27 protein-coding genes and 1 other annotated feature are annotated in these 25,922 nt (G+C 44.5%); of the genes, 26 read left to right on the forward strand and 1 reads right to left on the reverse strand.

The window, feature by feature from the left end; translation table 11 throughout:
• Positions 1 to 56: 56 nt before the first annotated feature.
• Positions 57 to 320: a binding site (T-box leader), on the forward strand.
• Positions 321 to 461: 141 nt separating this feature from the next.
• The 16 genes from R2J37_RS04650 to R2J37_RS04725 all read left to right on the forward strand — a co-directional run bounded on the left by R2J37_RS04650 (position 462) and on the right by R2J37_RS04725 (position 16,804).
• The gene (locus tag R2J37_RS04650) at positions 462 to 3,122 is read left to right on the forward strand and encodes a valine--tRNA ligase (protein WP_230106876.1); all 2,661 of its coding nucleotides are present in this window, start codon (positions 462 to 464) and stop codon (positions 3,120 to 3,122) included.
• A 49-nt stretch (positions 3,123 to 3,171) separates the two neighbouring features.
• Positions 3,172 to 5,388 carry an LTA synthase family protein gene (locus R2J37_RS04655; RefSeq protein WP_230107543.1) on the forward strand — a complete coding sequence of 739 codons (2,217 nt, stop codon included), beginning with the start codon at positions 3,172 to 3,174 and terminating at the stop codon, positions 5,386 to 5,388.
• Positions 5,385 to 6,686 (forward strand): bifunctional folylpolyglutamate synthase/dihydrofolate synthase, encoded by a 1,302-nt coding sequence (locus tag R2J37_RS04660; RefSeq protein WP_316266314.1) that lies wholly within the window; start codon positions 5,385 to 5,387, stop codon positions 6,684 to 6,686. The genes R2J37_RS04655 and R2J37_RS04660 overlap by 4 nt, the downstream gene beginning before the upstream one ends.
• Positions 6,687 to 6,714: 28 nt before the next feature.
• Positions 6,715 to 6,852 carry a hypothetical protein gene (locus tag R2J37_RS04665; RefSeq protein WP_230106874.1) on the forward strand — a complete coding sequence of 46 codons (138 nt, stop codon included), beginning with the start codon at positions 6,715 to 6,717 and terminating at the stop codon, positions 6,850 to 6,852.
• Between the two features lie 18 nt (positions 6,853 to 6,870).
• Positions 6,871 to 8,190 carry a tetratricopeptide repeat protein gene (locus R2J37_RS04670; RefSeq protein WP_230106873.1) on the forward strand — a complete coding sequence of 440 codons (1,320 nt, stop codon included), beginning with the start codon at positions 6,871 to 6,873 and terminating at the stop codon, positions 8,188 to 8,190.
• An 88-nt stretch (positions 8,191 to 8,278) separates the two neighbouring features.
• The gene (locus R2J37_RS04675) at positions 8,279 to 8,590 is read left to right on the forward strand and encodes an STAS domain-containing protein (protein WP_230106872.1); all 312 of its coding nucleotides are present in this window, start codon (positions 8,279 to 8,281) and stop codon (positions 8,588 to 8,590) included.
• A gap of 1 nt (position 8,591) precedes the next feature.
• Positions 8,592 to 9,059, forward strand: coding sequence for an anti-sigma F factor (gene spoIIAB, locus R2J37_RS04680; protein WP_230106871.1), 468 nt, complete (start codon positions 8,592 to 8,594; stop codon positions 9,057 to 9,059).
• The gene (gene sigF / locus R2J37_RS04685; RefSeq protein ID WP_230106870.1) at positions 9,038 to 9,751 is read left to right on the forward strand and encodes an RNA polymerase sporulation sigma factor SigF; all 714 of its coding nucleotides are present in this window, start codon (positions 9,038 to 9,040) and stop codon (positions 9,749 to 9,751) included. Before spoIIAB ends, sigF begins: the two co-directional genes overlap by 22 nt.
• Before the next feature lie 231 nt (positions 9,752 to 9,982).
• Positions 9,983 to 10,666, forward strand: coding sequence for a stage V sporulation protein AA (locus R2J37_RS04690; protein ID WP_316266315.1), 684 nt, complete (start codon positions 9,983 to 9,985; stop codon positions 10,664 to 10,666).
• Entirely contained in the window at positions 10,614 to 11,051 is a 438-nt protein-coding gene (locus R2J37_RS04695; RefSeq protein ID WP_230106868.1) for a stage V sporulation protein AB, read from the forward strand. Before R2J37_RS04690 ends, R2J37_RS04695 begins: the two co-directional genes overlap by 53 nt.
• 44 nt (positions 11,052 to 11,095) lie before the next feature.
• Positions 11,096 to 11,563, forward strand: coding sequence for a SpoVA/SpoVAEb family sporulation membrane protein (locus R2J37_RS04700; RefSeq protein WP_230106867.1), 468 nt, complete (start codon positions 11,096 to 11,098; stop codon positions 11,561 to 11,563).
• Positions 11,560 to 12,570: a stage V sporulation protein AD gene (locus R2J37_RS04705; protein ID WP_276535489.1), complete on the forward strand. Its 1,011-nt coding sequence runs from the start codon at positions 11,560 to 11,562 to the stop codon at positions 12,568 to 12,570. The genes R2J37_RS04700 and R2J37_RS04705 overlap by 4 nt, the downstream gene beginning before the upstream one ends.
• 17 nt (positions 12,571 to 12,587) lie before the next feature.
• Positions 12,588 to 12,944, forward strand: a complete 357-nt coding sequence (spoVAE, locus tag R2J37_RS04710; RefSeq protein ID WP_230106866.1) for a stage V sporulation protein AE — start codon at positions 12,588 to 12,590, stop codon at positions 12,942 to 12,944.
• Positions 12,945 to 13,135: 191 nt separating this feature from the next.
• Complete coding sequence (locus tag R2J37_RS04715; protein ID WP_230106865.1) at positions 13,136 to 13,846, forward strand: ABC transporter ATP-binding protein; 711 nt, start codon at positions 13,136 to 13,138, stop codon at positions 13,844 to 13,846.
• On the forward strand, positions 13,843 to 15,411 hold the full coding sequence (locus R2J37_RS04720) for a COG1361 S-layer family protein (protein ID WP_316266316.1): 1,569 nt from the start codon (positions 13,843 to 13,845) through the stop codon (positions 15,409 to 15,411). The genes R2J37_RS04715 and R2J37_RS04720 overlap by 4 nt, the downstream gene beginning before the upstream one ends.
• A complete protein-coding gene (locus R2J37_RS04725; RefSeq protein ID WP_230106863.1) occupies positions 15,380 to 16,804 on the forward strand; it encodes an ABC transporter permease in 1,425 nt (474 codons plus the stop codon). Before R2J37_RS04720 ends, R2J37_RS04725 begins: the two co-directional genes overlap by 32 nt.
• Before the next feature lie 19 nt (positions 16,805 to 16,823).
• On the opposite strand, the gene R2J37_RS04730 is transcribed toward R2J37_RS04725, so the two are convergent.
• Positions 16,824 to 17,093, reverse strand: coding sequence for a hypothetical protein (locus tag R2J37_RS04730; RefSeq protein ID WP_230106862.1), 270 nt, complete (start codon positions 17,091 to 17,093; stop codon positions 16,824 to 16,826).
• A gap of 405 nt (positions 17,094 to 17,498) precedes the next feature.
• On the opposite strand from R2J37_RS04730, the gene R2J37_RS04735 reads away from it, so the two are divergent.
• The 10 genes from R2J37_RS04735 to phoU all read left to right on the forward strand — a co-directional run bounded on the left by R2J37_RS04735 (position 17,499) and on the right by phoU (position 25,920).
• Positions 17,499 to 18,011 carry a cysteine hydrolase family protein gene (locus R2J37_RS04735; RefSeq protein WP_230106861.1) on the forward strand — a complete coding sequence of 171 codons (513 nt, stop codon included), beginning with the start codon at positions 17,499 to 17,501 and terminating at the stop codon, positions 18,009 to 18,011.
• Positions 18,012 to 18,099: 88 nt separating this feature from the next.
• On the forward strand, positions 18,100 to 19,164 hold the full coding sequence (locus R2J37_RS04740; protein WP_316266317.1) for a PTS sugar transporter subunit IIC: 1,065 nt from the start codon (positions 18,100 to 18,102) through the stop codon (positions 19,162 to 19,164).
• A gap of 87 nt (positions 19,165 to 19,251) precedes the next feature.
• The gene (locus R2J37_RS04745; RefSeq protein WP_230106859.1) at positions 19,252 to 19,776 is read left to right on the forward strand and encodes a cob(I)yrinic acid a,c-diamide adenosyltransferase; all 525 of its coding nucleotides are present in this window, start codon (positions 19,252 to 19,254) and stop codon (positions 19,774 to 19,776) included.
• 162 nt (positions 19,777 to 19,938) lie between these two features.
• Positions 19,939 to 20,586, forward strand: coding sequence for a GTP pyrophosphokinase (locus R2J37_RS04750; protein ID WP_230107541.1), 648 nt, complete (start codon positions 19,939 to 19,941; stop codon positions 20,584 to 20,586).
• Between the two features lie 61 nt (positions 20,587 to 20,647).
• A complete protein-coding gene (locus R2J37_RS04755) occupies positions 20,648 to 21,535 on the forward strand; it encodes a YitT family protein (RefSeq protein WP_316266318.1) in 888 nt (295 codons plus the stop codon).
• 263 nt (positions 21,536 to 21,798) lie between these two features.
• Entirely contained in the window at positions 21,799 to 22,719 is a 921-nt protein-coding gene (locus R2J37_RS04760; protein ID WP_230106857.1) for a substrate-binding domain-containing protein, read from the forward strand.
• Positions 22,720 to 22,750: 31 nt separating this feature from the next.
• Positions 22,751 to 23,644 carry a phosphate ABC transporter permease subunit PstC gene (gene pstC, locus R2J37_RS04765; protein ID WP_230106856.1) on the forward strand — a complete coding sequence of 298 codons (894 nt, stop codon included), beginning with the start codon at positions 22,751 to 22,753 and terminating at the stop codon, positions 23,642 to 23,644.
• A complete protein-coding gene (gene pstA, locus R2J37_RS04770; protein WP_230106855.1) occupies positions 23,637 to 24,497 on the forward strand; it encodes a phosphate ABC transporter permease PstA in 861 nt (286 codons plus the stop codon). The genes pstC and pstA overlap by 8 nt, the downstream gene beginning before the upstream one ends.
• Before the next feature lie 13 nt (positions 24,498 to 24,510).
• Positions 24,511 to 25,260 (forward strand): phosphate ABC transporter ATP-binding protein PstB, encoded by a 750-nt coding sequence (pstB, locus tag R2J37_RS04775; protein ID WP_230106854.1) that lies wholly within the window; start codon positions 24,511 to 24,513, stop codon positions 25,258 to 25,260.
• A gap of 3 nt (positions 25,261 to 25,263) precedes the next feature.
• Positions 25,264 to 25,920: a phosphate signaling complex protein PhoU gene (gene phoU / locus R2J37_RS04780; RefSeq protein ID WP_256193322.1), complete on the forward strand. Its 657-nt coding sequence runs from the start codon at positions 25,264 to 25,266 to the stop codon at positions 25,918 to 25,920.
• Positions 25,921 to 25,922 lie beyond the last annotated feature (2 nt).

Here is a 25,922-nt window from a genome sequence, read left to right on the forward strand (position 1 = left end):
GTGAATATCTTGACAAAAAAGGCCTGGCTGGCTATGATTATCAATAGCTTATGAAGAGAAAGGCTGTGAAGAAGAGGAGTACACAGGAGAAGCCGTCCGAAAAGAGAGAACTGTCCTCAGGCTGAAAGACAGTTTGGAAGAGGAACTGTGGAAGGTAGCTTTGGAGCCGGACAGCTGAACCGATAGGAGATCAGATTATATGAGAGAAGTAAGCTGTCACGAAGTCGTTCCCGTTAAAGAACATGATGAGAAATGCAGAAGCATAAAGTTTTCTGTATAATAAATGAAGGTGGTACCGCGGAGAATGATTCGCCCTTTGCTGTAAGTGAGGGGTGATTTTTTATTCAATAGGAAACTCTGATTGTAAGACACAGGCTAAGTAAGCCGGCCTCTCATGGAACTGAAACAGACAGTCTGTAGTATCTGAAATTTGCACAGACCACATTATGAGGAGGAAACACATGAGCCAGAATCTGGAAAAAACCTACAATCCAAAAGAGATTGAACCAAAACTTTATGACAAATGGTGTGAGAACAAATATTTTCATGCAGAAGTAGACAGAAGCAGAAAACCGTTTACAACCGTAATGCCCCCTCCGAATATAACCGGAAAGCTTCATATGGGGCACGCGCTGGACAATACACTGCAGGATATCCTGATCCGCTATAAGAGAATGCAGGGATATAATACCCTCTGGATCCCGGGAACGGACCATGCAGCAATTTCTACCGAGGTGAAGGTTACGAATCAGCTGAAGGAAGAGGGAATTGACAAAAAAGAGCTGGGAAGAGAAAAATTCCTGGAGAGAACCTGGCAGTGGAAAGAAGAATATGCAGGAACGATCGAAGGGCAGTTGAAGAAACTGGGCGTATCCTGCGACTGGGACAGAGAGCGTTTTACCATGGATGAAGGATGTTCCAAAGCAGTAGAGGAAGTATTTATCAGCCTGTATGAGAAAGGCTATATCTATAAAGGATCCAGGATCATTAACTGGTGTCCGGTATGTAAAACTTCTCTTTCTGATGCGGAAGTAGAGCATGAGGAACAGGACGGACATTTCTGGCATATCAAATATCCGATCATCGGCACAGATGATTATCTGGAAATTGCAACCACACGTCCGGAGACAATGCTGGGAGATACTGCTATCGCTGTACATCCGGATGACGACCGTTACAAAGATATTGTAGGAAAGAAATGTCTCCTGCCGCTGACAGACCGGGAAATCCCGATTGTTGCGGATTCCTATGTAGACCGGGAGTTCGGTACAGGTGCAGTGAAGATCACGCCGGCCCATGACCCTAACGACTTTGAAGTTGGAAAGCGCCATAATCTGCCGGAGATCAACATTATGAATGATGACGCCACCATCAATGAGCAGTACGGCGGAAAATATGCCGGAATGGATCGGTATGAAGCAAGAAAGGCTATGGTGAAAGACCTGGAGGAGCAGGGATATCTTGTAAAAGTAGAGCCTCATTCTCACAATGTCGGAACTCATGACCGCTGTCATACAACGGTAGAGCCGCTTATCAAGCAGCAGTGGTTTGTTAAGATGGATGAACTTGCAAAACCGGCCATCGAGGCAGTAAAAAACGGAGATCTGAAATTTGTGCCGGAGCGGTTTGACAAGATTTATCTTCACTGGCTGGAGAATATCCGCGACTGGTGTATTTCCCGGCAGATCTGGTGGGGACACAGGATTCCGGCGTACTACTGCGACGAGTGCGGCGAAGTAGTCGTATCAAGAGGAATGCCGGATAAATGTCCGAAGTGCGGATGCACTCACTTTACTCAGGATGAGGATACACTGGATACCTGGTTCAGCTCTGCGCTGTGGCCCTTCTCTACACTGGGGTGGCCCGAAAAGAACGAGGATCTTGATTATTTCTATCCTACAGATGTGCTGGTAACGGGATATGATATCATTTTCTTCTGGGTGATCCGCATGGTATTTTCCGGATATGCCCATACCGGAAAATCTCCGTTCCATACTGTATTTATTCATGGCTTGGTACGGGATTCCCAGGGACGTAAGATGAGTAAATCTTTAGGAAACGGTATCGATCCGCTGGAAATTATCGATCAGTATGGAGCTGATGCTCTCCGTATGACTCTGGTAACAGGAAACGCGCCTGGAAACGACATGCGTTTTTACAATGAGAGAGTAGAGGCAAGCCGTAATTTTGCCAATAAAGTATGGAATGCATCCAGATTCATTCTTATGAATATGGAAGGGAAAGAGATTCAAAAGCCAGATCAGGAAAGTCTGATGCCGGCCGATTGCTGGATCATGTCAAAATGCAACAAGCTGATCCATGATGTGACAGAGAATATGGACAAATTCGAGCTTGGGATCGCACTTCAGAAAGTCTATGATTTTATCTGGGATGAATTTTGCGACTGGTACATTGAATTTGTAAAACAGAGAATGTACGATGCCAAGGAGAATCCGAAGTCTGCAGGGGCTGCTCTCTGGGTGCTTCGCGAGGTGCTGAAAAATGCGTTGAAGCTTCTGCATCCGTTCATGCCTTTTGTGACAGAAGAAATTTACAGCAAACTGATTCCGGAAGAAGAATCTCTTATGATGTCCAAATGGCCGGAATACAGAGAAGACTGGGATTTCCCGCAGGCAGAAAATATTGTGGAACATCTCAAGAGACTGGCAACCGGTGTGCGTAACGTTCGTGCGGAAATGAATGTGCCGGCCGGAAGGAAGATCAAGATCTATGTTGTCAGTGAAGATCAGAAGCTGCGGGAAGGCTTTGAACTTTTAAAAGATGCAGTGCTTCGTCTGGCAAATGCAAGTGAATTTATTGTACAGAAGGACAAAGACGGAATTGCAGAGGACGCTATGTCTGTAGTGATTCCGGATGCAACAGCATACCTTCCTCTTGAAGATATGATTGATTTTGAACAGGAGCTGGAGCGTCTTACAAAAGAAGAAGAGCGCCTTAAAAAGGAGATTGCCCGTTCCAACGGTATGCTGAATAATGAAAAATTTGTCAGCAAAGCGCCGGAGGCAAAGGTGCAGGAAGAGCGGGACAAACTGGAGAAATATGAGCAGATGATGGCGCAGGTGCAGGAAAGACTTACAGGTTTAAAGGCTAAAATGTCCTAACAGTTTTACAAAAGGACCAGATATATTATAAAAAAGGCAAGGGATGACAATGAAAAAAATTCATTTGAAAAAGCCGGATATCAAAGGCACTTTTTCGAAATTGAGACATTTAAAAAAGGAAGATATAAAGGAATGGCACCGGAAGAAGAAAGAACGCCGGGAGCGGATACTGGAAGAGCGGCGGAACGGCCCTTTTGCCCGGAAGATGCAGCCAATCTATGCTTTTATGAACAGAATTTCATTGTTGCTTCATGCCTTTTGGGCGTGTGTGATCAATTTCATCATAGAGGCCATTTCAAGGCATTCTGTCTTTGAGGCCTGGGATTATATGGTGGGATCGCCGCTGGTATTTCTTTACAATGCCTTTATGATCTTTATGACCTTCACTGTGGTCTATCTGGTGCGAAGAAGGGTCTTTGCCAGAATCATCATCAGCGTACTCTGGCTTGTGCTGGGAGTCGCCAACGGCTATATGCTGATCAAGAGGGTAACGCCCTTTAACGCCCAGGATCTGAAAGTAGCAGGAGATGCAGTGTCTCTTATCAATAATTATTTTGACCCCATCGAGCTGATCGTGCTTGTCATAGGTATTGTGGCGGTTGTTCTCTGGGTTGTTTCCATGTGGCGCCGGGGCGGACAATATGAAGGCAAAATGCATCGTATTGCAGCTCTTATAGGTATTGCAGCTTGTTTCGGACTTTATACTTTTGTTTCGCAGGCGGCGCTTGATAAACGGGTTGTATCCAACTATTTTGGAAATATTGCTTTTGCCTATGAAGATTATGGTCTTCCCTACTGTTTTATGGCGAGTCTGTTTAATACCGGAATTGACGAACCTAACGGATACAGTGAAGAGACAATTGCGGAAATCAGCAATAACGGAGAACTTACAAAAAGTGAGACAGGCCGCTCGGATGAAGAGCTTCCCAATATCATTTTTATCCAGCTGGAATCTTATTTTGATGTAGATGAGGCGGAATTTTTCACTACATCTGAGGATGCCTCTCCGAATCTTCACGCCATGTTTAAAGAATATTCGTCTGGATATTTCAAGGTGCCATCCGTGGGAGCAGGGACAGCCAACACGGAATTTGAGGTGCTGACAGGAATGAATATGCGTTATTTCGGACCTGGAGAATATCCTTATAAGACGATTGTAAAATATCAGCCGACAGAGAGTGCGGCGTCTGCCCTTTCTGCCCTTGGCTACGGCACACATGCACTTCACAATAACGGAGGTAATTTTTACAGCCGTGCAGAGGTATATAATCAGATGGGATTCGATTCCTTCACCAGCAAGGAGTTTATGAATATCCTTCAGACAACAGAAAACGGCTGGGCGAAAGACGATGTGCTGATCGATCATATTCTGGAAGCAATGGACACGACAGAGCAGCAGGATTTTGTTTTTGGTGTCAGTGTTCAGGGCCATGGAGATTATCCGGAAGAGCAAATAATTGAAAATCCGAAGATCAAAGTAGAAGGGATCGAGGATGAGGCGACAAAAAATAAATGGGAATACTATGTAAATCAGGTATATGAGATGGATGCCTTTGCCGGCAAACTGGTTCAGAAAATTGAGGAGAGAGGGGAGCCGACAGTTGTTGTCTTTTATGGTGACCATCTTCCGACTATGGGGCTGGAGGCAGAGGATCTGAAGAGTCGATACCTGTACAATACAAATTATGTGATCTGGGATAATATCGGTCTGGAAAAAGAAGACCGTAATATTCCTTCCTATCAGATCGTAGCGGATGTTCTGGAAAGACTGGATATCCATTCAGGAACAGTTTTTAATTATCATCAGGAACGCCGCCAGACAAAAAATTACCTCGCTGACCTGGAGCTGCTTCAGTATGATATTATGTACGGAGAGCAATATGTCTATAACGGCAATCCGCCTATCACGGAAGGACATATGCAGATGGGCGTTAAAGATGTGGAACTTACCGATCTTGTACCGAAGCTGGATGAAGGGTACAGTCTGTACGGACAGAATTTTACAAAGAACAGCAGAGTATATGTCAATGGGGAACGGCAGCAGAGCAAATTTTTAAATAACACGAGAATAGAGCTTTCAGAGACAACGCTGGAAAACGGAGATATCATTACTGTCAGCCAGGTGGGATCCAGCAATACTGTTTTCCGCACATCCTGTGAATATGAATACCAGGATGGCAAACTGATCGAAAGACCGGGCACCGGAAGTGCAGATAAAGGCGTTTCATGGATAGAAGCGACCGGAGGAAGGGGAACAGGAAAATGACATATGAAGAAGCAGCTGCATATATAGCGGAAATTCCTAAATTTACGGAAAAGCATGAGCTTGCCCATACAAGAGAATTTTTGAGAAGACTGGGAAATCCCGGTATAGACCGGAAGGTCATTCATGTGGCCGGCACAAACGGAAAAGGGTCCGTATGCGCATATATGCAGGCGATTCTTCTCGCAATGAAAAAAAGGACCGGCTTTTTTACTTCTCCTCATTTGATCGTGATAAATGAGAGGATCCGGATCAATAATATTCAGATAGGAAACGAAAAATTTCTGGAGATATTTCAGAAGGTGAAAAAGACAGTGGATGGGATGGCAGCAGATGGCATTGCCCATCCTTCCTATTTTGAATTTCTTTTTGGAATGGCGATGCTGGCTTTTGAAGAGGCTGATGTGGAATACATTATTCTGGAGACCGGCCTTGGAGGACGGCTGGATGCTACCAACGCAGTGGAGCATCCGATTCTTACCATCATTACATCTATCAGTCTGGATCACACCCAGTATCTGGGAAATACAGTCAGGGAAATTGCAAAAGAGAAGGCGGGAATTATAAAAGAAGGAGTTCCGATCATTTTCGACGGCACAGATGAGGAAGCGTCAGAAGTAATCATAAAGCGTGCGCTTGAGGCTCATGCCAGGTGTAGAAAACTTACGAAAAATGCGTACGAAATCCGGGAAATCACTAAGAAACATATTGCTTTTTCAAGAAGCAGTGCGTATGATAAAGATGTCCTTTGGAGTATAAACGGATGCGGAATTTACCAGCCTATGAATGTATCCCTTGCATTGGAGGCAATGGAATGTGTCCTGGATGACAGGGAAAAGGATTACGAAATGTGGCAGAAAGCGGTGGCGTCTGTTACATGGGAAGGGAGAATGGAAGAAATCCTTCCGGGAATTTTTCTGGACGGAGCCCATAATCCCGGGGCGATCCGTGTCTTTGCAGATACGCTGCAAGCTTTGGAGGAAACGGAAGCAGTTATTTTGTTTTCTGCTGTGGCAGATAAAGAATACGGGACAATGATCGAGATCCTTTGCCGGGAAGTTCCGGCAAAACAGTATATTATCACAGAAATAGAAGATGGAAGAAAAGTTTCTGCCCGGGAATTGGCAGAAGTTTTTCATCGGTATACAAGCCGGGAAGTCTGTATATGTCCGGATGTGAAGAAGGCGTTTCTTACAGCTGCCGCTAAAAAGGGAAACGGAAAGCTGTTCTGTGTCGGGTCATTGTATCTGATCGGAGAGATACGCCGGATGATAAAAGAAAAAGAAGTGGAAATGAATTGACACCTGCCAGCTTAAAGGAGGTATGAAAATGCTGAATTATGAAGAAGAGCTGAAGAAATTTCAGCCAAGTGTAGAAGTAGAGGATATTGAAGATGCCGTATATCAGGAAGACCTTACTGATATGACAGACATTCTTCGGGAAATGATTGAACAGACGAACAAATAGGAAGAATACGGGGATCATATGGAGTATACAAAGAAATTAGTATATCAGTCCAATTACTGGTATAATGATGGCCTTAAACGGGCTCGTATCAGAGATATGTCGGGAGCGATAGGATCTCTGAAGAAGAGCCTTCAGTATAATAGTGAAAACATTGCGGCAAGAAATTTGCTGGGACTGGTTTATTATGGCCGGGGCGAAGTGGGAGAAGCTCTGGTGGAATGGATCTTAAGCAAAAATTTCCAGTCTCATGAAAACATTGCCAATTATTATATAAAAAAATTACAGGAGAATCCGACAGAGCTGGAGAAGGTAAATCAGGCAATACGAAAATTTAATCAGAGTCTGGATTACTGTTATCAGGATGGGGAAGATCTGGCAATTATTCAGCTGAAAAAAGTAGTGGATGCCCATCCGACTTTTCTAAAGGCATATCAGCTGCTGTCTCTTTTGTATATACACACACAGCAGTATGGAAAAGCAAAGCATACTTTAAAGGCAGCACATAAACTGGATACTACAAACGACATCACACTGCGGTATATGCATGAGATGAATGAGCTGCGCCGTAAAAGGGCCATAAAGCAGGCAGAAAAGAAGGAAGAAAAACCTCAGACTGTCACATACAACATCGGCAATGAGACGATCATTCAGCCGGCGTCCAGCGGAGTCAAAGAAAATGCCGGACTGATGACAGTGATCAATATTATCATCGGTATTGTAGTGGGGGTTGCGGTCATGTGGTTTTTGATCATGCCGGCAGTGAACCGTTCCACCGCAGACAGGACAAACAAACAGGTGCGGGAGTTCAGCGATCAGATTGCAGAACAGGAGGCGCAGATCAGCGCACTGCAGACAGAGCTGGAAAGTTACCGCGCTACAAGTGAGGAGACAGAAAATGCCCAGCAGACAGCCAAGTCCACACTGGACAGTTATGAGATCGTTCTTAGTATGTACGATCATTATCTGAATCAGGACATGAGTGATTCTGCCATGGTGGAAGAGCTTTTAAAAGTGAACGCGGATTCTCTGGGAACTCTGGGACGGGAGCAGTTTGATACCATGACAGGGGACATTTACAGTCGTTACAGTGAGGTGCTGTACAGTACGGCGCAGGAAAACTTCCAGGTAGCTAATTACGCGGATGCCATTACAAATTTAAGTACAGTCATGCAGATGAACGAAGGCTATGACGATGGACAGGCAATGTGGCTTCTGGCCCAGGCCTATGAAGCTTCCGGGGATACGGAAAATGCCAATACCTGGAAACAGAAAGTGGAAGAGAATTACCCCGACATTGACACATCGGGACAGACAGAAGATACCGGGGAAGAACAATAGAACAGTGGTGATACGAAAGAAAAGGATATGTAATAAAAGTTACATATCCTTTTGTCATAGATAGACTATTTTTGAGGAGGAATACGATATGAAGTATCAGGTACAGGAAAATTGTCTTACGATTTTTCTGCCCAGCGATGTGGATCATCACAATGCAGAAGAGATTAAAAAGGAGGCGGATCATCTCATTGACAGAGAACACATCCGCTACATTATCTTTGACTTTGCAGACACCAGTTTTATGGACAGTTCCGGAATCGGGGTAATTATGGGACGCTATAAGAAAGTATACATGATGGGTGGCGAGGTATGGGCAGTGCATACCAGCGAGCGGATGAAGAAAATACTGACAATGTCAGGAGTAATGAAGATCATGCAGCTATATGAGGAGGAAAAATAAAATGGAACATATCGGGGAAGTATACAATGAAATGGAAGTGAGTTTCGACAGTCATTCATCCAATGAAGCATTTGCAAGAGTCACAGTGGCGGCATTTATGACTCAGCTCAACCCTACAGTGGAAGAGGTGTCTGATGTCAAGACGGCTGTGTCGGAAGCGGTGACAAATGCCATTATCCATGGCTATAACAGTACGCTTAATAAAGTACATATTAAGGCGTGGATACAGGGAAAATCAATTTATCTTGAAATTTCGGATCAGGGAGTGGGGATCACTGATGTGAAAAAGGCTATGGAGCCGCTGTTTACTACAAAACCGGATCTGGAACGATCCGGAATGGGATTTTCTTTTATGGAGGCTTTTATGGATGAACTGGAGGTGGAATCAGCGCCCGGGAAAGGGACAACGGTAAAAATGAAAAAGGAAATCGGCAAAGGAAGGGAATTATGGACCACACAATCGCTTTGATTCAGAAATCTCACCAAGGGGATGAAGAGGCAAAAGCACAGATTGTGGAGGAAAACACCGGGCTGATATGGTGTGTGGTAAAACGATTTTATAACCGTGGGGCGGAAGCAGAAGACCTGTTCCAGATCGGAAGTATCGGGCTTTTAAAAGCGATAGACAAATTTGATCTGTCCTATGATGTGAAATTTTCCACCTATGCGGTTCCTATGATCTCCGGAGAAATCAAACGATTTCTTCGGGATGACGGTATGATCAAAGTAAGCCGCTCGCTCAAAGAGATGGCTTACAAAGCTCATTGCTGCAGAGAAAAACTGCAGGGTGAAAACGGGGATGAACCGTCCCTTGGAGAAATTGCAAAGACGATGCAGGTTGATAAAGAAGAACTTGTACTTGCCCTTGAGGCGGGGGCAGAGATAGAGTCGCTTCATAAGACAATCTATCAGAAGGACGGCCACGAGATACAGCTTTTGGATAAGCTGGAGGAAAAGGAGGAAAGAGAGGAAGCGGTTTTAAACCGTATGCTGCTTAGCCAGCTTTTGGAACAGCTCCGGCCGGAGGAAAGACAGCTTATTTATTTGAGATATTTTGCAAATAAAACCCAGACAGAAGTAGGAAAAATACTCGGCATATCACAGGTCCAGGTATCGAGAATGGAAAAAAGGATTCTGGAAGAAATGAGAGAGAAGATTTAAAAGGCATACCCAATGTATATTTTTTACTGGCTGAAACCATACTAAACATCAAGGTTATACGAAAAGGAGAGAAACGTATGGAGAAAGCCAGGAAAAAAATAAGGGTATGCCTTATCTTTGTGGTGACATTAGCTGTTGCTGTAGGAGTAATCTATTATTTTCGGGATGTCAGAGGCAGCGAACAGGTTACAGACGGTACACTGGTGAGGATAGAACAGGAGGTGCCAGAAAGTGTCTCAGGTGAAAGCGACAATTTATATAAAATCAGACAGGAATGTAGAAGTTACCAAACCGGATGTGACGTTAGGGGATATTTTTCAGGTAGAATGCAGCAATCCGGTTATCCTTGCTAAAGTAAAAACTCTGAAGCTTTTTCGTTTTCATTCTGCGGATAAAAAGGTCAGCCGGACAGTTCTCTCTGTTTTGAAGGTGATCGAGCTGATCCACAAAGAATTTCCGGAGGCAGAGGTACAGAATCTTGCAGAGCCGGATGTCATCATTACTCTGGCAGATAAAAGATCAGGAAGCAAAGCGGTCCACATCGCCAAGACAGCCGGAGTAGTGTTTTTAACATTTGCCGGGACGGCGTTTTCTATTATGGCTTTTAACAATGATGTGGATACAGCAAAACTCTTTCGGCAGATTTATACGCTTCTGACCGGAAAAGTATCCGACGGATTTACAGTTCTGGAGTTTACTTACTGTATCGGTCTGATTATGGGGATCCTTGTATTCTTCAATCATTTCGGAAAAAAGCGGTTTTCGGCAGATCCGACTCCCATTGAGGTGGAAATGAGAACTTATGAAAATGAAATACAGAGTACTCTGATTGAGGCTTATTCCAGAAAGGAGAAGGAAATTGATGTGGGGACAACAGATCATACAGCAGGTCATTCTGGGCCTCATAGGACTTAGCGCCGGAATCACAGTGGCAGGCGGTCTGTTTTCCTTTATTATCGAACTGGGGATTTTATCAGATTTTGCCGACAGGACCCATACGGGAGAGCACATTCTGCTTTATGAGGATGCGGCTGCATTAGGAGGCATATTGGGAAATATATTTTTTGTTTTTCAGATATCTATTCCGGGAGGAACATGGATCCTGCCGCTTTTCGGGATCCTGGCAGGCATGTTTGCCGGATGCTGGGCAATGGCGCTGGCAGAGGTTCTGAATGTATTTCCTGTATTCATCAGAAGGATTAAGATTTCAAGATGTATACCGTGGGCAATTCTGGGGATGGCTGTGGGAAAATGTGTCGGAGGACTGCTGTTTTTCTGGAATCGCTGGGGAGGATTTTAAAAGGCCGTGCCAATGAAATTTTAAAGAGGAAGGGTGGATCAAACGTGGGCAATTTAACAGAAAAAGAAAAGAAAGCTTATGAAGAATATGTGAAGAAAAAGACACCGGTCCATAATCTTCCGCTTAATATGCTGAAAGCATTTATTACAGGCGGGATCATTTGTATGATTGGTGAATTTATACTGAATTATTGTGAAAAATGCGGATTGGATAAAAATATGAGCGGAAGCTGGAATTCGGTTATTCTGGTATTGATCAGTGCTGTTTTAACAGGACTGAATCTTTATCCCAAAATTGCAAAATGGGGAGGAGCCGGGGCCCTGGTTCCGATCACCGGATTTGCCAATTCTGTGGCGGCACCGGCTATTGAGTATAAAAAAGAAGGACAGGTTATGGGAATCGGCTGTAAGATTTTTACCATTGCCGGGCCGGTCATTTTATATGGAATCTTCACAAGCTGGCTTCTGGGATTTATTTACTGGCTGGCAGGAAAGGCAGGTGTCTTGGGATGATCCAGAAAACAAAAGGAGCTCAGAGTCTTTCTTTCACAGAGACACCGTATCTGATCAGCAGCGGGTCTGTTGTAGGCAAAAAAGAGGGAGAGGGACCGCTGGGAAATTTGTTTGACATGGTAGGAGATAATCTGTTTGGAGCAAAGACGTGGGAAGAGGCAGAAGGTACGATGCAAAGTGAAGCCTGTATCCTGACACTGGGAAAGGCACATGTGTCAGCAGAGCAGGTCCGCTATCTGTACGGAGGAGACCTGCTGCGCCAGGGAATTGCCACATCCATGGGCGTGGAAAAGCTTCAGATTCCCATGTTTGGTCTGTTCGGCGCATGCTCTACTTCAGGGGAAGCCTTGGCGCTTGCCTCTATGGCAGTGGCGGCCGGTTACGGGGAATATATGCTGGCTGTGACATCCAGCCATTTCGGGACTGCGGAAAAAGAATTTCGCTTCCCTTTAAGCTACGCGAATCAACGGCCGCTTTCGGCCCACTGGACTGTAACAGGAAGCGCTGCCTTCCTGGTGGGGAGGAAGAAAAGTCCGGTAAAGATCACCGGCGTGACCGTGGGGAAAATTGTAGATTACGGACTGAAAGATTCCCAGAATATGGGTGCATGTATGGCGCCGGCGGCAGCAGATACCATTATGCAGAATCTGGAAGATTTCGGAAGAAGCATAGAGGAATATGACCGGGTTGTTACAGGGGATCTGGGGTATGTAGGAAAAAGTATTTTAGTAGATCTGATGCGGGAAAAAGGGGTGGATATAGAAAAGAATCATATAGACTGCGGAATGACAATCTTCGACCAGAAAACACAGGATACCCATTCCGGAGGAAGCGGATGCGGGTGCGCGGCAGTGACGTTGTCCTCTTATATTTTACCGAAGATAGCGGGCGGTGAATGGAAGAAAGTGCTCTTTGTCCCTACAGGGGCGCTGATGTCGACGGTAAGCTATAATGAGGGATCCAGCGTACCCGGAATCGCCCATGGGATTGTGCTGGAAACAGCGTAAGGAGGTGTGAGTGTGATATGGAATATTTCAATGCGTTTTGGGTCGGCGGCATTATCTGCGCCCTGGTCCAGATTCTGCTGGACCGGACAAAGCTGATGCCGGGCCGCATTATGGTGCTGCTGGTGTGCAGCGGGGCAGTGCTTGGCTTTTTTCATATTTATCCGCCCTTTGTGGAATTTGCCGGGGCGGGGGCTACCGTTCCACTGCTCGGTTTTGGAAATACTCTGTGGAGCGGAGTGCAAAAAGCAATTGAGGAGAACGGATTTATCGGTATTTTCCTGGGAGGATTTCAGGCGAGTGCAGCCGGAATTTCATCAGCTCTGATCTTCGGATATCTTGCTTCTCTGATCTTTGAACCGAAAATGAAAAAATAAAGAATCTTAAGACAATATTAAAGAAAAACCTAAGGTTATATTAGGAATTGTATGATACGCTCTTCCTGCATACGTTACAGAAATGCATTTCCATGCAGGAGCAGTATTCTGACATTGATTATCTGAATGCAGGGATACTGTCCTGTACGGAAAAGGCAGTATGAAATAAGCCAAGAGAGGATATACAGAGCATGCAAAAAGTCATTGAGGTGAACGATCTCTACAAATTGTACCGTGTAGGGGATGAAGCGGTGCGGGCTCTGAACGGGGTCAGCTTTCAGATCTATAAGGGAGAATTCTGTGCAATTGTAGGGACGTCCGGATCAGGTAAATCTACTCTTCTTAATATGCTGGCCGGTCTGGAAAAACCCACAAAGGGAGAAGTTGTAATCAGTGGACGGCATATAGAGAAGATGAATGAGGAGCAGCTTGTCAAATTCAGAAGGGAGCATGTAGGCTTTATTTTTCAGTCTTTTCATTTGATCGGAACGCTGGATGCCGTAGAAAATGTTGCGCTTCCCTTAAGTTTCCGCGGGGTAAAAAGAAGTGTAAGAATGAAAAAGGCAGATCAGATGCTGGATCTTGTCAAATTGGGAAAACATAAGAAGCATCTTCCGAATCAGATGTCGGGAGGACAGCAGCAAAGGGTAGGCGTAGCAAGAGCGCTTGTTATGGAACCGGATATTATCTTTGCTGATGAGCCTACGGGAAATCTGGATTCCCACACATCCAAAGAGGTCATGCATCTTATGCAGACGGTTGTGAGAGAGCAGAAGCGCACACTTGTCATGGTGACTCATGATCTGCAGCTTGCGTCTTATGCAGACCGGATTTTTCATATTATAGACGGAAAGATTGTAAAAGTAGAAGAAAAACAGAGAGAAAAGGAGAGGGAAATATGAAGCAGGTAAAAAAAATAGCAGCGGCGGTTCTGATGATGACGGTGATCTGGGGGATAGTAAGTCCGACGCCGCTTAAAGCAGCAGCCAGTCAATTAGAAGTCAGTGTTCCGGATAATAAGGTTCTTACATACAAACAAGGCGATAAAAAGGAGTTCAAAGTATGTATCGCTAATACGGGCGAAAGTGACCTGACAAAAATCACAGTTGTCCCCAAACTTAGAAACAGTGGAGATAAGTGGCCGTTTCAGACGGAATACCAAAGCTACAGTCAGACAATAGAAACGCTGGAGGCAGGAAAAAGCGGGGAAGTGTCGTTTGATTTTACAGCAAGGAAGAACGCAGATGCGGGACGATACACTTTAAGCTTCGATATATCTGCCTTTGGAGAAGAAGGAGAAGAGGTGTTAAATACAAGTTCCTTCTATGTCAATATTGCAGCAAAAGAGCAGCAGAAACCACAGACGGGAGGAGATAAAAAGCCCGCTTCCCCACAGGGATCAGATCAGATGGGGGCAGGATCCGGAAACTCTGGAAGTGCCGGAAACTCTGGAAGTACAGACGGATTTTTAGATGGAAACAGTTCACAGCTTCTGGCAGCTGCAGGAGGTTTTGACAATGGAGCTGTGACAGGAGGAGGCGGAGAAGGAAATACTTCCGGATCTGTTCCGCGAGTGATCGTGACAGGATTCGACACAAATCCGGCTGAAGTAAAAGCAGGAAGCAATTTTACGCTTACAATACATTTGAAAAACACATCTAAGGCAACGAGAGTTTCCAATATGCTTTTTGATCTGGAGGCACCGTCAGAAGGATCCGATGAGCAGACGACATCACCGGCATTTCTTCCTTCATCAGGCTCCAGCTCCATTTATCTGGATGGGATCAAAGCAGGGGGAACAGCAGATATTTCCATTCAGCTGAATGCGAAAGCAGATTTAGTACAAAAGCCATACAGTATTAATCTGTCTATGAAATATGAAGACGGAAATGCAGCACAGGTAGAGGCTGCCTCCAGCTTGTCCATTCCTGTAAAACAGGATGCAAGGTTTGAAATGAGCGATTTTGAGATCACTCCAGCTACGATTGCGGCAGGGGAGGAAGCCAACATTACCAGCAGTCTCTATAATCTGGGAAGAGTAAAGCTTTATAATGTAAAAGCAGTGTTTGAAGGTGAAGGAATCAAAAAAGAAGAGATATTTTTAGGAAATGTGGAACCTGGTGCAAGTACGGATATCGATGCAATGCTGGAGGGGACAGAACCTACATCAGGCATGAAAGACATGAAGATGACTTTAAGTTATGAAGACGAGGCAGGACAGGTAGCTACAGCAGAGAAAACCTTTCAGTTGGAAATCACAGAGATGGAAGATACCGCAGCTATGACTGACTTTTCCAATACGGAGGAAGAAAAGGGATTTCCAGTGATTCCTGTAGCAGTGGCGGCAGTCATATTGGCAGCGGCGGCAGCTGTCATTGTTGTAAGAAAGGGAAAGAAGAAGAAAATGGACGCTCTGGAAGAGGAGGGATTGCTGGATGAACTGGATCGATCTTCTGAGAATGAGTAGTGGAAACTTAAAGCGCAGAAAACTTCGGACATTTCTGACTGTCCTGGGTGTGATCATTGGGACAACCTCTATTGTTGTCATGATTTCTCTGGGTCTTGGGATGCAGCAGATGATTTATCAGGAGATTGAGCAGTCGGGAGGCCTTAACACGATCACGGTCAGCAGCGGAAGCACGGGAAACGGTATGACGTCCTACAGCAGCGGTGGAGCCGGCGAAGAGGAAAAAGAAAAATGGATTACAGATTCTGTTGTAGAACAGTTTTCACAGATTGAGCATGTAGTGTCAGCGCAGCCTGTGTACAGGATGTCGGTTATGCTTCTGAAAGGAGGATATCAGAGTTGGACGGAGCTGATAGCAATGACGCCGGAAGGACTGGCATCGCAGAATATTGACCTGGCTCCGGGAGGAAGGCTGCCGCAGACAGGGACAGGACAGTTGGAGCTGCTTTATGGAAATGGGATTATTACATCTTTTGCAGATAAAAAAGGTAATAATAGTTATTACGAAACGGGAGAACTTCCGGATATCGATCTGGCACATGATTCTATGTTCCTCGTTTTGGATGAAGCAGGATATCAGGCAGGACAGGATCCTTCAGCGATGTCCGCAGGCACAGGTGATCAGACTGACGGAGAAGGGACAGGGCAAAATCCGACAAAAGCGGCTAAAAAACATGCAGTGCATGCAAGCGGAGTAGTGGCTGGTGATGTGGATTTCTATAATAGTCACTACTATAATGTTTATTGTGATCTGGATACATTAAAACCGATGCTGAAGAAAGAATTTTCCGGCAGGGCGATTCCCGGACAGCCGGTTACAAAATCCGGAAAGCCATATAAAGAGTTCAGTTATACACAGGCGCAGGTAAAAGTGGACGACATTCATGCGGTTGACGAGACAGCGGCTATGATCCGGCAGATGGGATTTCAGGCAGACACTAATGTGGAATATCTGGAAAGCGCCAAAGGGCAGCTTAAAATCATACAGGCTGTTCTTGGCGGGATCGGAGCAGTTTCCCTTCTTGTGGCAGCGATCGGAATTGCCAATACTATGATGATGTCTATCTATGAGAGGACGAAGGAGATCGGAGTTATTAAAGTGCTGGGATGCAGTCTGAGAAATATAAAAGAAATGTTTTTGATGGAAGCGGCATTTATCGGGCTGCTGGGGGGAGCCATAGGGAGTATTCTAAGTTATATCATTTCGACTGTTATTAATGTTATTGTATCGTCCAGTAAGGCTATGGGAATAGAAGGGGAAATTTCCTATATTCCATTGTGGCTTATCATGGCAGCAGTTGTATTTGCTGTATTTGTAGGAATGGCGGCCGGCTATTTTCCGGCGCTTAGAGCTATGAGGCTAAGCCCTCTGGCGGCGATACGAAATGACTAAAAAGAAGGAGGCTGAATATTCAGTCTCCTTCTTCTATAACCTGGATTTCCAGATAATCAAAATCAATAGAATCCACAAAATTGTCCTGATAGAAACGCGCTTTGCTGTGCCGTTTAAATTCCTGAATAGTAGAATCCAGCCAGATCGGCTTGCTAAGATCAAATTCGTAGCAGACGGAATCGAGGGCGCGGAATATTTTGTGAGTTCTTGTATCCATGCTTTCCTCGCATATGACTGTGTCGCGGATCATTCGATTATCTTTAAATTCTTTTGCCCACAATCGGAACATACCGTTCATCCTTTCTGTTATTTGGTCTTTATTGGCAGTATAGCATTGCGGCAGGAGGTTGTAAACAGGAAAAGGAGCAGCTTGGTTAGGCTGCTCCTGAAAAAAGGAAATAAGAGAAAAAAGGTAAATCTATCTAAAAAAAGTTAAATGTCTTTAGGCGAAGCTGGCAGAAATCCAAGACTTTTTTCTATGTACTTCCGTCAACTTCATTTATTTGATGGTTTTAGTATATAAGATAAATATGTCTAATCTGTGACACTCATCTAAAGAAAAAATGAAGATATCATAAGGAAGATCTAAACATTCTGAAGAAAGTCTAAATCAGGAATATTGCATGTCGGTCATTGAAAATTTTAAGGGAATGTTGTACGCTTGACAAAAGAAAAGATAGGAGGAAATATACCTATGAAAAAACTTCTGATCGTAGTAGATATGCAAAATGATTTCGTGACAGGTGCGTTAGGGACGAAAGAGGCAGAAAAGATTGTTCCCAATGTAAAAGCAAGAATTGAAAGAGCAGAAAAGGAAGGATGGGATATTTGGTTTACAAAGGATACTCACGGGGAAGATTATCTTAAAACTCAGGAAGGGGCAAAATTGCCGGTAGAGCATTGTATCCGCGGGACAAAAGGATGGGAGATTATTGATGAGCTAAAGGGATATGCTGAACATGTGGCAGAGAAACCTTCTTTTGGAAGTGTGGATCTGGCAGAGGCAGTAAAGACCGGCGGATATGAAGAGGCAGAGCTGATCGGGCTTTGCACGGATATCTGTGTGGTGTCCAATGCTCTTCTTATCAAGGCAGTTTCTCCGGAACTTCCTGTGGCTGTTTCAAAGAACTGCTGTGCAGGGGTTACAGTCAAGACACATGAAGCGGCTATTCAGACTATGGAAATGTGTCAGATAGAAATTCGTTGACTTCCCCTTCGCCTTGTGATACACTTTCCAAGTGACAAGACACATGTAAAAACATAAGTGTATTCAGAAGGATAAGGGAGAAGGTATTATGGAAAAATTAAAAAAAGTATTGGACCGCATTTTCATTGACGGTTTAAGCGGAATGGCACAGGGGCTTTTTGCTACGCTTATCATAGGAACGATCGTGCAGCAGATCGGAACTCTTATCGGCGGAAGCGTGGGAGATATGATCTTTGCCATCGGAAAGGTGGCAGCGTCCCTGACAGGAGCGGGGATCGGCGTCGGTGTGGCGGCAAAATTTAAGGAAGGCCAGCTCGTGACTGTATCTGCCGGTGTGGCAGGAATGGCAGGAGCATTTGCAAGCAATCTTCTTGCAGGGACAGTGCTTGTGGACGGAACGATGGTATATTCAGGCCCGGGGGAACCTCTTGGAGCCTTTATTGCTGCCTATGTCGGCATCGTATTCGGACATATGGTATCCGGAAAGACAAAAGTAGAGATTTTGGTAACACCTATCGTGACGATTGGAACAGGATCAGCAGTAGGTCTGCTTCTCGGCCCTCCGATCTCTCAGTTTATGACAGGCCTTGGCGCTATTATTAACTGGGGAACAGAGCAGCAGCCATTTTTAATGGGAATTATTGTATCTGTTCTGATGGGAATGATCCTTACCCTCCCTATCAGTTCAGCGGCCCTTGGGATTATCCTCAATTTATCCGGGCTGGCAGCCGGAGCCGCAACGGTTGGATGTTGCTGCAATATGGTGGGATTTGCTGTGGCGAGCTACAGAGAAAATAAAGTTGGCGGACTTTTGGCCCAGGGAATCGGCACATCTATGCTTCAGGTGCCCAATATTGTAAGAAAACCGGTCATATGGCTTCCGGCAATCCTTTCCAGCGCAATCCTTGGGCCTGTTGGAACAGTTGTGCTCCATATGACAAGCAATGCGACAGGGTCAGGAATGGGAACAGCAGGTCTGGTAGGACAGATCATGACCTGGCAGACTATGATCCAGACAGAACCGGCCAGTATAGTACTGATCAAGATCCTTTTGATCCAGATTCTTCTTCCGGCCGTGGTGACTCTGGCTATTTCAGAATTTATGCGCAGGCGGCAGTGGATCAAATTCGGAGATATGCAGCTTGACTTCTAGCATAAGAACCCCTACAATATGTTAATAGATGAGAGGAGCCGGCGTGGCCGGAAACTACAGTATGACAAAATGTCAGGGGGTATACATATGACAGGAACTGGAATGATACATATTTATTATGGAGATGGAAAAGGAAAGACTACCGCGGCTATGGGGCAGGCAGTCCGGGCAGCGGGCAGCGGTCTGAAGGTTCTGGTATTCCAGTTTATGAAAGACAACAATTCTAATGAGAGAAAAGTGTTGGAACAGCTTCCCAATGTTACATGCCTGCCGGGAAAAAGACATGTCAAATTTTATAATCAGATGAACAGCAATGAAAAGGCCGAATATCGGCATTATAATACAAAGGCGCTGGATGAGATTGCCAAATTCTGTATCAATTTTGATGTTTTGATACTGGACGAAGCAGTGTGCGCGGCTGATCTTGGACTGTTAAGTGAAAAGAAACTGATCCATTTCCTTCAGCATAAACCGCGCGGCCTGGAGGTAGTTATGACCGGACATCACGTATCAGATGAGCTTCTCCAGATAGCCAATTATGTAACGGAGATGACAAAGATCAAACATCCATACGATGAAGGGCGAACGGCAAGGGAAGGAATAGAATTTTAATAATATTGGAAATGTGGCTTCTGCAATGAACTCTTTCTTAAATAAGTATGAACTCTATGACAATGCTCTGAAATTATGATATAATATTCAGGTAGGCAATGAGCCATGCAGGAAAACAAAGATTTTGCGCTGACATGGCGGGTGAAGGAGTACGGAAACAACATGGGAGCAACATTTAAGTATTATGAGGATGTGGACAGCTGGAAAACCATCATGTTTTTATATACGTCTGCCTTGAAGGAGGTAGGAACAAAGCTGGAAATCTTAAATGATGAGTTTCAGCATGTCCATCAGTATAATCCGATCGAACATATCAAGACAAGAATTAAAACGCCGGAAAGCATTGTAAAGAAATTAAAGCGTAACGGACATGAGACTTCCATTGAAAATATGGTAAAGTATGTGAATGACATTGCAGGCGTGCGTCTGATATGCTCTTTTACATCAGATATTTATAAACTGGCAGAAATGATAGGAAATCAAAGCGATCTGAAAGTCCTTTCTATTAAGGATTACATTAAAAATCCGAAGGAGAGCGGATATAAAAGCTATCATATGCTGGTATCTGTTCCGATTTTTCTATCCGACAGTGTGGTAGATACCAAGGTGGAAATTCAGATCCGTACCATTGCTATGGATTTCTGGGCGAGTCTGGAGCATAAGATATATTATAAATTTGAGGGAAATGCTCCGGAATATATCAGCCGGGATCTGAGGGAATGTGCAGAGATGGTGTCAACGCTGGATGAAAAGATGCTTTCGTTAAACGAAGCAATTCAGGCTTGTCTGGAAGAACAGTCAGGGACTTAGGCAGTAGGCTTAGGTCCCTTTTATTTGAGTAGATGCAGGAAGGAAGAGGAGAAGAGGGAAAATGCTGAATGAAATAAGTGAGAAGAAAAAAGAGGTGCTGGTGCAGGGAATAGATGCTGTGGCCGGCAGTTTTATATTCGCCTTGGGAGTTAATGTGCTGATCACGCCCCTTGGTTTGTACAATGGAGGATTCATGGGAATCGCTCAGCTGCTCCGTACTTTTGTTGTACAGGTGATGCATGTGCCGGTGCCGGGCGGTTTGGATCTTTCCGGTCTTATTTACTTTATTATGAATATTCCGTTGTTTTATCTGGGATACCGGGTGTTGGGAAGGCAGTTTGCGGTAAAGACACTTATTACAGTTGCTATTCAGAGTATTTTCCTGATGATTATTCCCATTCCGGCGACTCCGGTAATTGACGATTATCTGACATCGTGTATCATTGGAGGCATCGTTGCCGGAACAGGAACCGGACTTGTCCTTAGAGGAAGAAGTTCAGGCGGAGGACAGGACATTATCGGACTTTGCTGTACAAAAAAGTATCCGGGCTTCAGTGTGGGGCGTATTAATATTCTTATGAATATATTTGTATATATGATCTGTCTTTTTATGTTTAATATTGAAATCGTTATTTATTCACTGATCTATACAACGATATTGTCCATAGCAATTGACAGGGTTCATATTCAAAATATCAATATGAGTGTTATGATCTTTACTAAAAAGACAGGCATCTCGAAAGCAGTTATGGAACAGCTCGGGAGAGGCGTGACGAATTGGGACGGTGAGGGAGCATATACGAATAAGACTTCCTATATTTTATTTGTAATGATATCCAAATATGAAGTGGGACAGATCAAGAGAATCGTACATAGTATTGATCCGGACGCATTTATGATCTTTACAGAAGGATGTGCAGTAGACGGAAACTTTGAAAAAAGGCTTTAGCGGCAGCTAAGGTCTTTTTTACTTAACAGGAAATTTGCCGCTAAAGCGGCTGCACTCGGCATGAGAGTTGAGAGTTCCGAAAGCGGAACTCATTGCCCGCAGTGTATATTTTTTTCACCAGAGGGTATAATTTCTACAGGATAAATAATTTTACGTAGATTTAACATTCGGCTGGTTTCAGATTTAACATTGGTCTTATATGATAGCTACTGTCAAGGAAATACATACAAAATATTGCAGGAAACAAAAGGAGATTAAAAACTATGAAAATGAAAAAGTTTATGGCAGTATTAGCAGTAGCAGGAATGATGACAGGAATGCTTGCAGGATGCGGAAGTTCTGATTCAAGCGAAGATACAAGCTCTGACAGCGGAAGCACAGAAAGCACTTCTGAATGGGATGCAGCAAACGATATTACGATCGTATCCCGTGAAGACGGATCCGGTACAAGAGGAGCTTTCACAGAGCTGTTTGGTATTGTGGAAGAAGTAGACGGCGAAGAAGTTGATATGACAACTGCAGATGCACAGATTACAAACAATACTTCTGTTATGATGACAACTGTTGCAGAGAATGAATATGCTATCGGATATATTTCTCTTGGATCTCTTGATGACAGTGTAAAGGCTCTGAAGATTGACGGAGCAGAAGCAACAGCAGACAATGTTGTAAGCGGTGACTACAAAGTATCCAGACCATTTAACATTGCAGTAGCAAAAGATCTGAACAACGAAGTGGCAACTGACTTCATGAACTATATCATGAGCACAGAAGGACAGGCAGTAGTAGAGGAAGAAGGATATATTCCGGTTGCAGATGTGGCAGCTTTTGAAGGAACACAGCCATCCGGAGATGCAGTAGTAGGCGGATCTTCTTCTGTATCACCTGTAATGGAAAAACTGATCGAGGCATACAAAGAAGTAAATCCGAATGCAAATATTGAGCTTCAGACATCTGATTCTACAACGGGTATGACAAACACAATTGAAGGAAGCTATGACATCGGTATGGCATCCAGAGAGCTGAAAGAAGATGAAGCTTCCCAGCTTGATGCTACAGTAATGGCAACTGACGGAATTGCTGTAATCGTAAACAACAACAATCCTACAGAAGATATGACATCTGATCAGGTAAAATCTATTTACACAGGTGAAGTTTACTCCTGGGATGAAATTGCAGAATAATCTTACAGTAGGATAAGAGGAAAAAGAGAAAATGAAATCGAAAGCATGGACTGAAAAATTCATGCAGGGAGTGTTCTTAGTTGCCGCCTGCGCTTCGGTGCTGGCGGTAGCTCTCATTTGTATCTTCTTGTTCGCAAATGGCGTCCCTGCAATTCAAGAAATAGGATTTGTAAAATTTATAACAGGCGATATCTGGCGTCCCAATAATAATCTGTTCGGAATTCTGCCCATGATTGTCGGCAGTCTCTATGTAACAGCCGGAGCTATTATCTTTGGTGTCCCGATTGGGATTCTGACTTCTGTATTTATGGCAATGTACTGCCCGAAACAGATTTACAGACCGCTTAAAGCGGCGACAGAGCTGCTGGCAGGTATCCCTTCTGTTGTGTATGGCTTTTTCGGCCTGGTAGTTGTTGTACCGCTGATCCGTGACTTCGGACAGGTACTTAAAAGAGCGGGCCTGGTAGACCGCTCGGGAGATGGAAACAGTATCCTGACAACATCTCTGATTCTTGGCATGATGATCCTTCCGACGATTATTGGAACCACAGAAAGCGCTATGCGGGCAGTGCCGGAGCACTATTATGAAGGATCTCTTGCTCTTGGCGCAACAAAGGAAAGAAGTATCTTCCGTGTGATCATTCCGGCGGCAAAGTCAGGTGTGGTTGCAGGCATCGTATTGGGGATCGGACGCGCCATCGGTGAGACTATGGCGGTTATTATGATTGTTGGAAATCAGCCGAGATTTGCAGAAAGTATCCTTCAGGGTATCCGTACTCTGACCGGAAATATCGTACTGGAGATGGGATATGCAACAGATCTTCACAGAGAGGCACTAATTGCCACAGGAGTGGTACTGTTTGTGTTTATCCTTATCATCAACTTCAGCGTTGCATTACTGAAGAGGGGGGCCGATCATGAGTAATAAGACAACCATAGGCGATAAATTAAAAACATATATGAAACATCCGGGCTCTTTTGTTGTGTTGCTGCTGGTGCTGTTGGGAGCTTTCATTACCTTTGCTGTTTTACTTTTCTTAATCGCATATATTTTGCTCAATGGTCTGCCGCACATTACACCGTCTCTGTTTTCACTTCATTATACATCGGAAAATGCTTCGGTTGTGCCGGCTTTGATCAATACCGTTATTATGACACTGCTCTCCCTGCTGATTGCGGTTCCTTTCGGAATTTTCTCGGCAATCTTTCTTGTTGAGTATGCAGGAAGAGGAAACAAATTTGTAGAAATTATTCGTCTTACTACAGAGACACTTTCCGGTATTCCTTCTATCGTATATGGTCTGTTCGGTATGCTGTTCTTTGTTAATACGCTCGGGTGGGGATTTTCCCTTTTGGCAGGAGCATTTACATTGTCCATCATGATTCTTCCTCTGATCATGCGTACCACGGAAGAAGCGCTTAAAGCGGTGCCGGACTCTTATCGTGAAGGAAGCTTCGGGCTTGGGGCAGGAAAACTGCGTACCGTCTTCCGTATTGTGCTTCCGTCAGCGATTCCCGGAATCCTGGCAGGAGTTATCCTGGCAATCGGACGTATCGTGGGCGAGACAGCAGCATTGATCTATACAGCAGGAACCGTTGCCCAGATTCCTTCCAGTGTGTTCGGATCCGGGCGTACCCTTGCAGTTCATATGTATAATTTGTCCAGCGAAGGTCTTTACATGGATCAGGCATACGCTACGGCGGTTATACTGCTGGTTCTTGTAGTGGGTATTAATGCGTTATCGAGCGTGATTGCGCGAAAACTGACAAAAGCATAGAAAGGGAATGGAAATGGGAAAGATAAGTATTAAAAATGTCGATCTGCATTACGGGGATTTTAAAGCCCTCAAAAATATAAATCTGGAAATTGAAGCCAATAAGATCACTGCATTTATCGGGCCTTCCGGCTGTGGTAAATCTACGTTGCTGAAATCCATCAACCGTATGAACGACCTGGTAGAGGGATGCCGTATTGACGGAGAAATCCTTTTGGACGGACAGAATATTTTTAAAGGGATGGATGTGAACCTTTTGAGAAAGCGTGTGGGAATGGTATTCCAGAAGCCGAATCCCTTCCCCATGAGCATCTATGACAATATTGCTTTTGGCCCCAGAACACATGGGATACATTCCAAGGCGAAACTGGATGATATTGTAGAAAAATCTCTGCGCAATGCCGCAATCTGGGAAGAATGTAAAGACAGACTGAAAAAGAGTGCATTGGGAATGTCGGGAGGCCAGCAGCAGAGACTTTGCATTGCAAGAGCTCTTGCAGTGGAACCGGAGGTGCTTCTGATGGATGAGCCGACTTCCGCTCTGGATCCGATTTCTACATCTAAAATAGAAGATCTTGCGATGGAACTGAAAAAGGATTATACTATTGTTATGGTAACTCACAATATGCAGCAGGCAGTACGTGTATCGGATAATACTGCATTCTTCCTGCTGGGTGAAGTCATTGAATACAATGATACAGAGAAATTGTTCTCAATTCCTTCTGATAAGAGAACAGAAGACTATATCACAGGGAGGTTTGGATAGGATATGCGTAATAAATTTGATATGCAGCTTGAGATTCTTAATGAACAGCTTACTCACATGGGAGAGCTGTGCGAGCTTGCCATCAACAGGGTAACAAAAGCGTTGGTGGAAGGCAGCGTAGAACAGGCAAAAAAGATTATGAGTGCCGATGAGAGCATCGATCAGATGGAAAAGGATATAGAGCGCCTCTGCCTGAAGCTTCTTCTGCAGCAGCAGCCGGTGGCAAGAGATCTTCGTCAGATTTCTGCAGCCCTTAAAATGATCACAGACATGGAACGTATTGGAGACCAGACAGCTGATATCGCAGAAATCATCATTTCTGCCGGAATGTCCGAGGCGGGAGATGTTAAGAAAATCGAGGAGATGTCTGCAGGCGTGGCTAAGATGGTGAATGACAGCGTATCTGCATATGTAGACCGTGATCTGGAGCTGGCAAGAAAGGTAATGGACGCAGATGACAGGATTGATGCACTGTTTGATGAAATTCGCACAAAAGTCATTAACCTGATCGCTGAAGGAAACCGCGGAGAGCAGGGAGTAGATCTGATCATGATCGCAAAATATCTGGAGCGTATCGGTGATCATGCGACCAACATTGCAGAGTGGGTTGAATTTTCCATTACCGGTATTCACAAAGGAATGCAGACTGTTGAGTCATAAAT

The organism is Claveliimonas bilis (genome assembly GCF_030296775.1).
In the GTDB taxonomy this organism is placed as follows: Bacteria; Bacillota; Clostridia; order Lachnospirales; family Lachnospiraceae; genus Claveliimonas; species Claveliimonas bilis.

Coding starts and splice junctions, on each gene's coding strand:
- phoU (WP_256193322.1), top strand. CDS start 25,264: ATGCGTAATAAATTTGATATGCAGCTTGAGATTCTTAATGAACAGCTT.
- pstB (WP_230106854.1), top strand. CDS start 24,511: ATGGGAAAGATAAGTATTAAAAATGTCGATCTGCATTACGGGGATTTT.
- R2J37_RS04695 (WP_230106868.1), top strand. CDS start 10,614: ATGTGGGGACAACAGATCATACAGCAGGTCATTCTGGGCCTCATAGGA.
- R2J37_RS04715 (WP_230106865.1), top strand. CDS start 13,136: ATGCAAAAAGTCATTGAGGTGAACGATCTCTACAAATTGTACCGTGTA.
- R2J37_RS04740 (WP_316266317.1), top strand. CDS start 18,100: ATGGAAAAATTAAAAAAAGTATTGGACCGCATTTTCATTGACGGTTTA.
- R2J37_RS04675 (WP_230106872.1), top strand. CDS start 8,279: ATGAAGTATCAGGTACAGGAAAATTGTCTTACGATTTTTCTGCCCAGC.
- R2J37_RS04760 (WP_230106857.1), top strand. CDS start 21,799: ATGAAAATGAAAAAGTTTATGGCAGTATTAGCAGTAGCAGGAATGATG.
- R2J37_RS04705 (WP_276535489.1), top strand. CDS start 11,560: ATGATCCAGAAAACAAAAGGAGCTCAGAGTCTTTCTTTCACAGAGACA.
- R2J37_RS04655 (WP_230107543.1), top strand. CDS start 3,172: ATGAAAAAAATTCATTTGAAAAAGCCGGATATCAAAGGCACTTTTTCG.
- sigF (WP_230106870.1), top strand. CDS start 9,038: ATGGACCACACAATCGCTTTGATTCAGAAATCTCACCAAGGGGATGAA.
- R2J37_RS04730 (WP_230106862.1), bottom strand. CDS start 17,093: ATGTTCCGATTGTGGGCAAAAGAATTTAAAGATAATCGAATGATCCGC.
- R2J37_RS04745 (WP_230106859.1), top strand. CDS start 19,252: ATGACAGGAACTGGAATGATACATATTTATTATGGAGATGGAAAAGGA.
- pstA (WP_230106855.1), top strand. CDS start 23,637: ATGAGTAATAAGACAACCATAGGCGATAAATTAAAAACATATATGAAA.
- R2J37_RS04720 (WP_316266316.1), top strand. CDS start 13,843: ATGAAGCAGGTAAAAAAAATAGCAGCGGCGGTTCTGATGATGACGGTG.
- spoVAE (WP_230106866.1), top strand. CDS start 12,588: ATGGAATATTTCAATGCGTTTTGGGTCGGCGGCATTATCTGCGCCCTG.
- R2J37_RS04725 (WP_230106863.1), top strand. CDS start 15,380: ATGAACTGGATCGATCTTCTGAGAATGAGTAGTGGAAACTTAAAGCGC.
- R2J37_RS04735 (WP_230106861.1), top strand. CDS start 17,499: ATGAAAAAACTTCTGATCGTAGTAGATATGCAAAATGATTTCGTGACA.
- R2J37_RS04660 (WP_316266314.1), top strand. CDS start 5,385: ATGACATATGAAGAAGCAGCTGCATATATAGCGGAAATTCCTAAATTT.
- R2J37_RS04755 (WP_316266318.1), top strand. CDS start 20,648: ATGCTGAATGAAATAAGTGAGAAGAAAAAAGAGGTGCTGGTGCAGGGA.
- spoIIAB (WP_230106871.1), top strand. CDS start 8,592: ATGGAACATATCGGGGAAGTATACAATGAAATGGAAGTGAGTTTCGAC.
- R2J37_RS04670 (WP_230106873.1), top strand. CDS start 6,871: ATGGAGTATACAAAGAAATTAGTATATCAGTCCAATTACTGGTATAAT.
- R2J37_RS04650 (WP_230106876.1), top strand. CDS start 462: ATGAGCCAGAATCTGGAAAAAACCTACAATCCAAAAGAGATTGAACCA.
- pstC (WP_230106856.1), top strand. CDS start 22,751: ATGAAATCGAAAGCATGGACTGAAAAATTCATGCAGGGAGTGTTCTTA.
- R2J37_RS04750 (WP_230107541.1), top strand. CDS start 19,939: ATGGGAGCAACATTTAAGTATTATGAGGATGTGGACAGCTGGAAAACC.
- R2J37_RS04665 (WP_230106874.1), top strand. CDS start 6,715: ATGCTGAATTATGAAGAAGAGCTGAAGAAATTTCAGCCAAGTGTAGAA.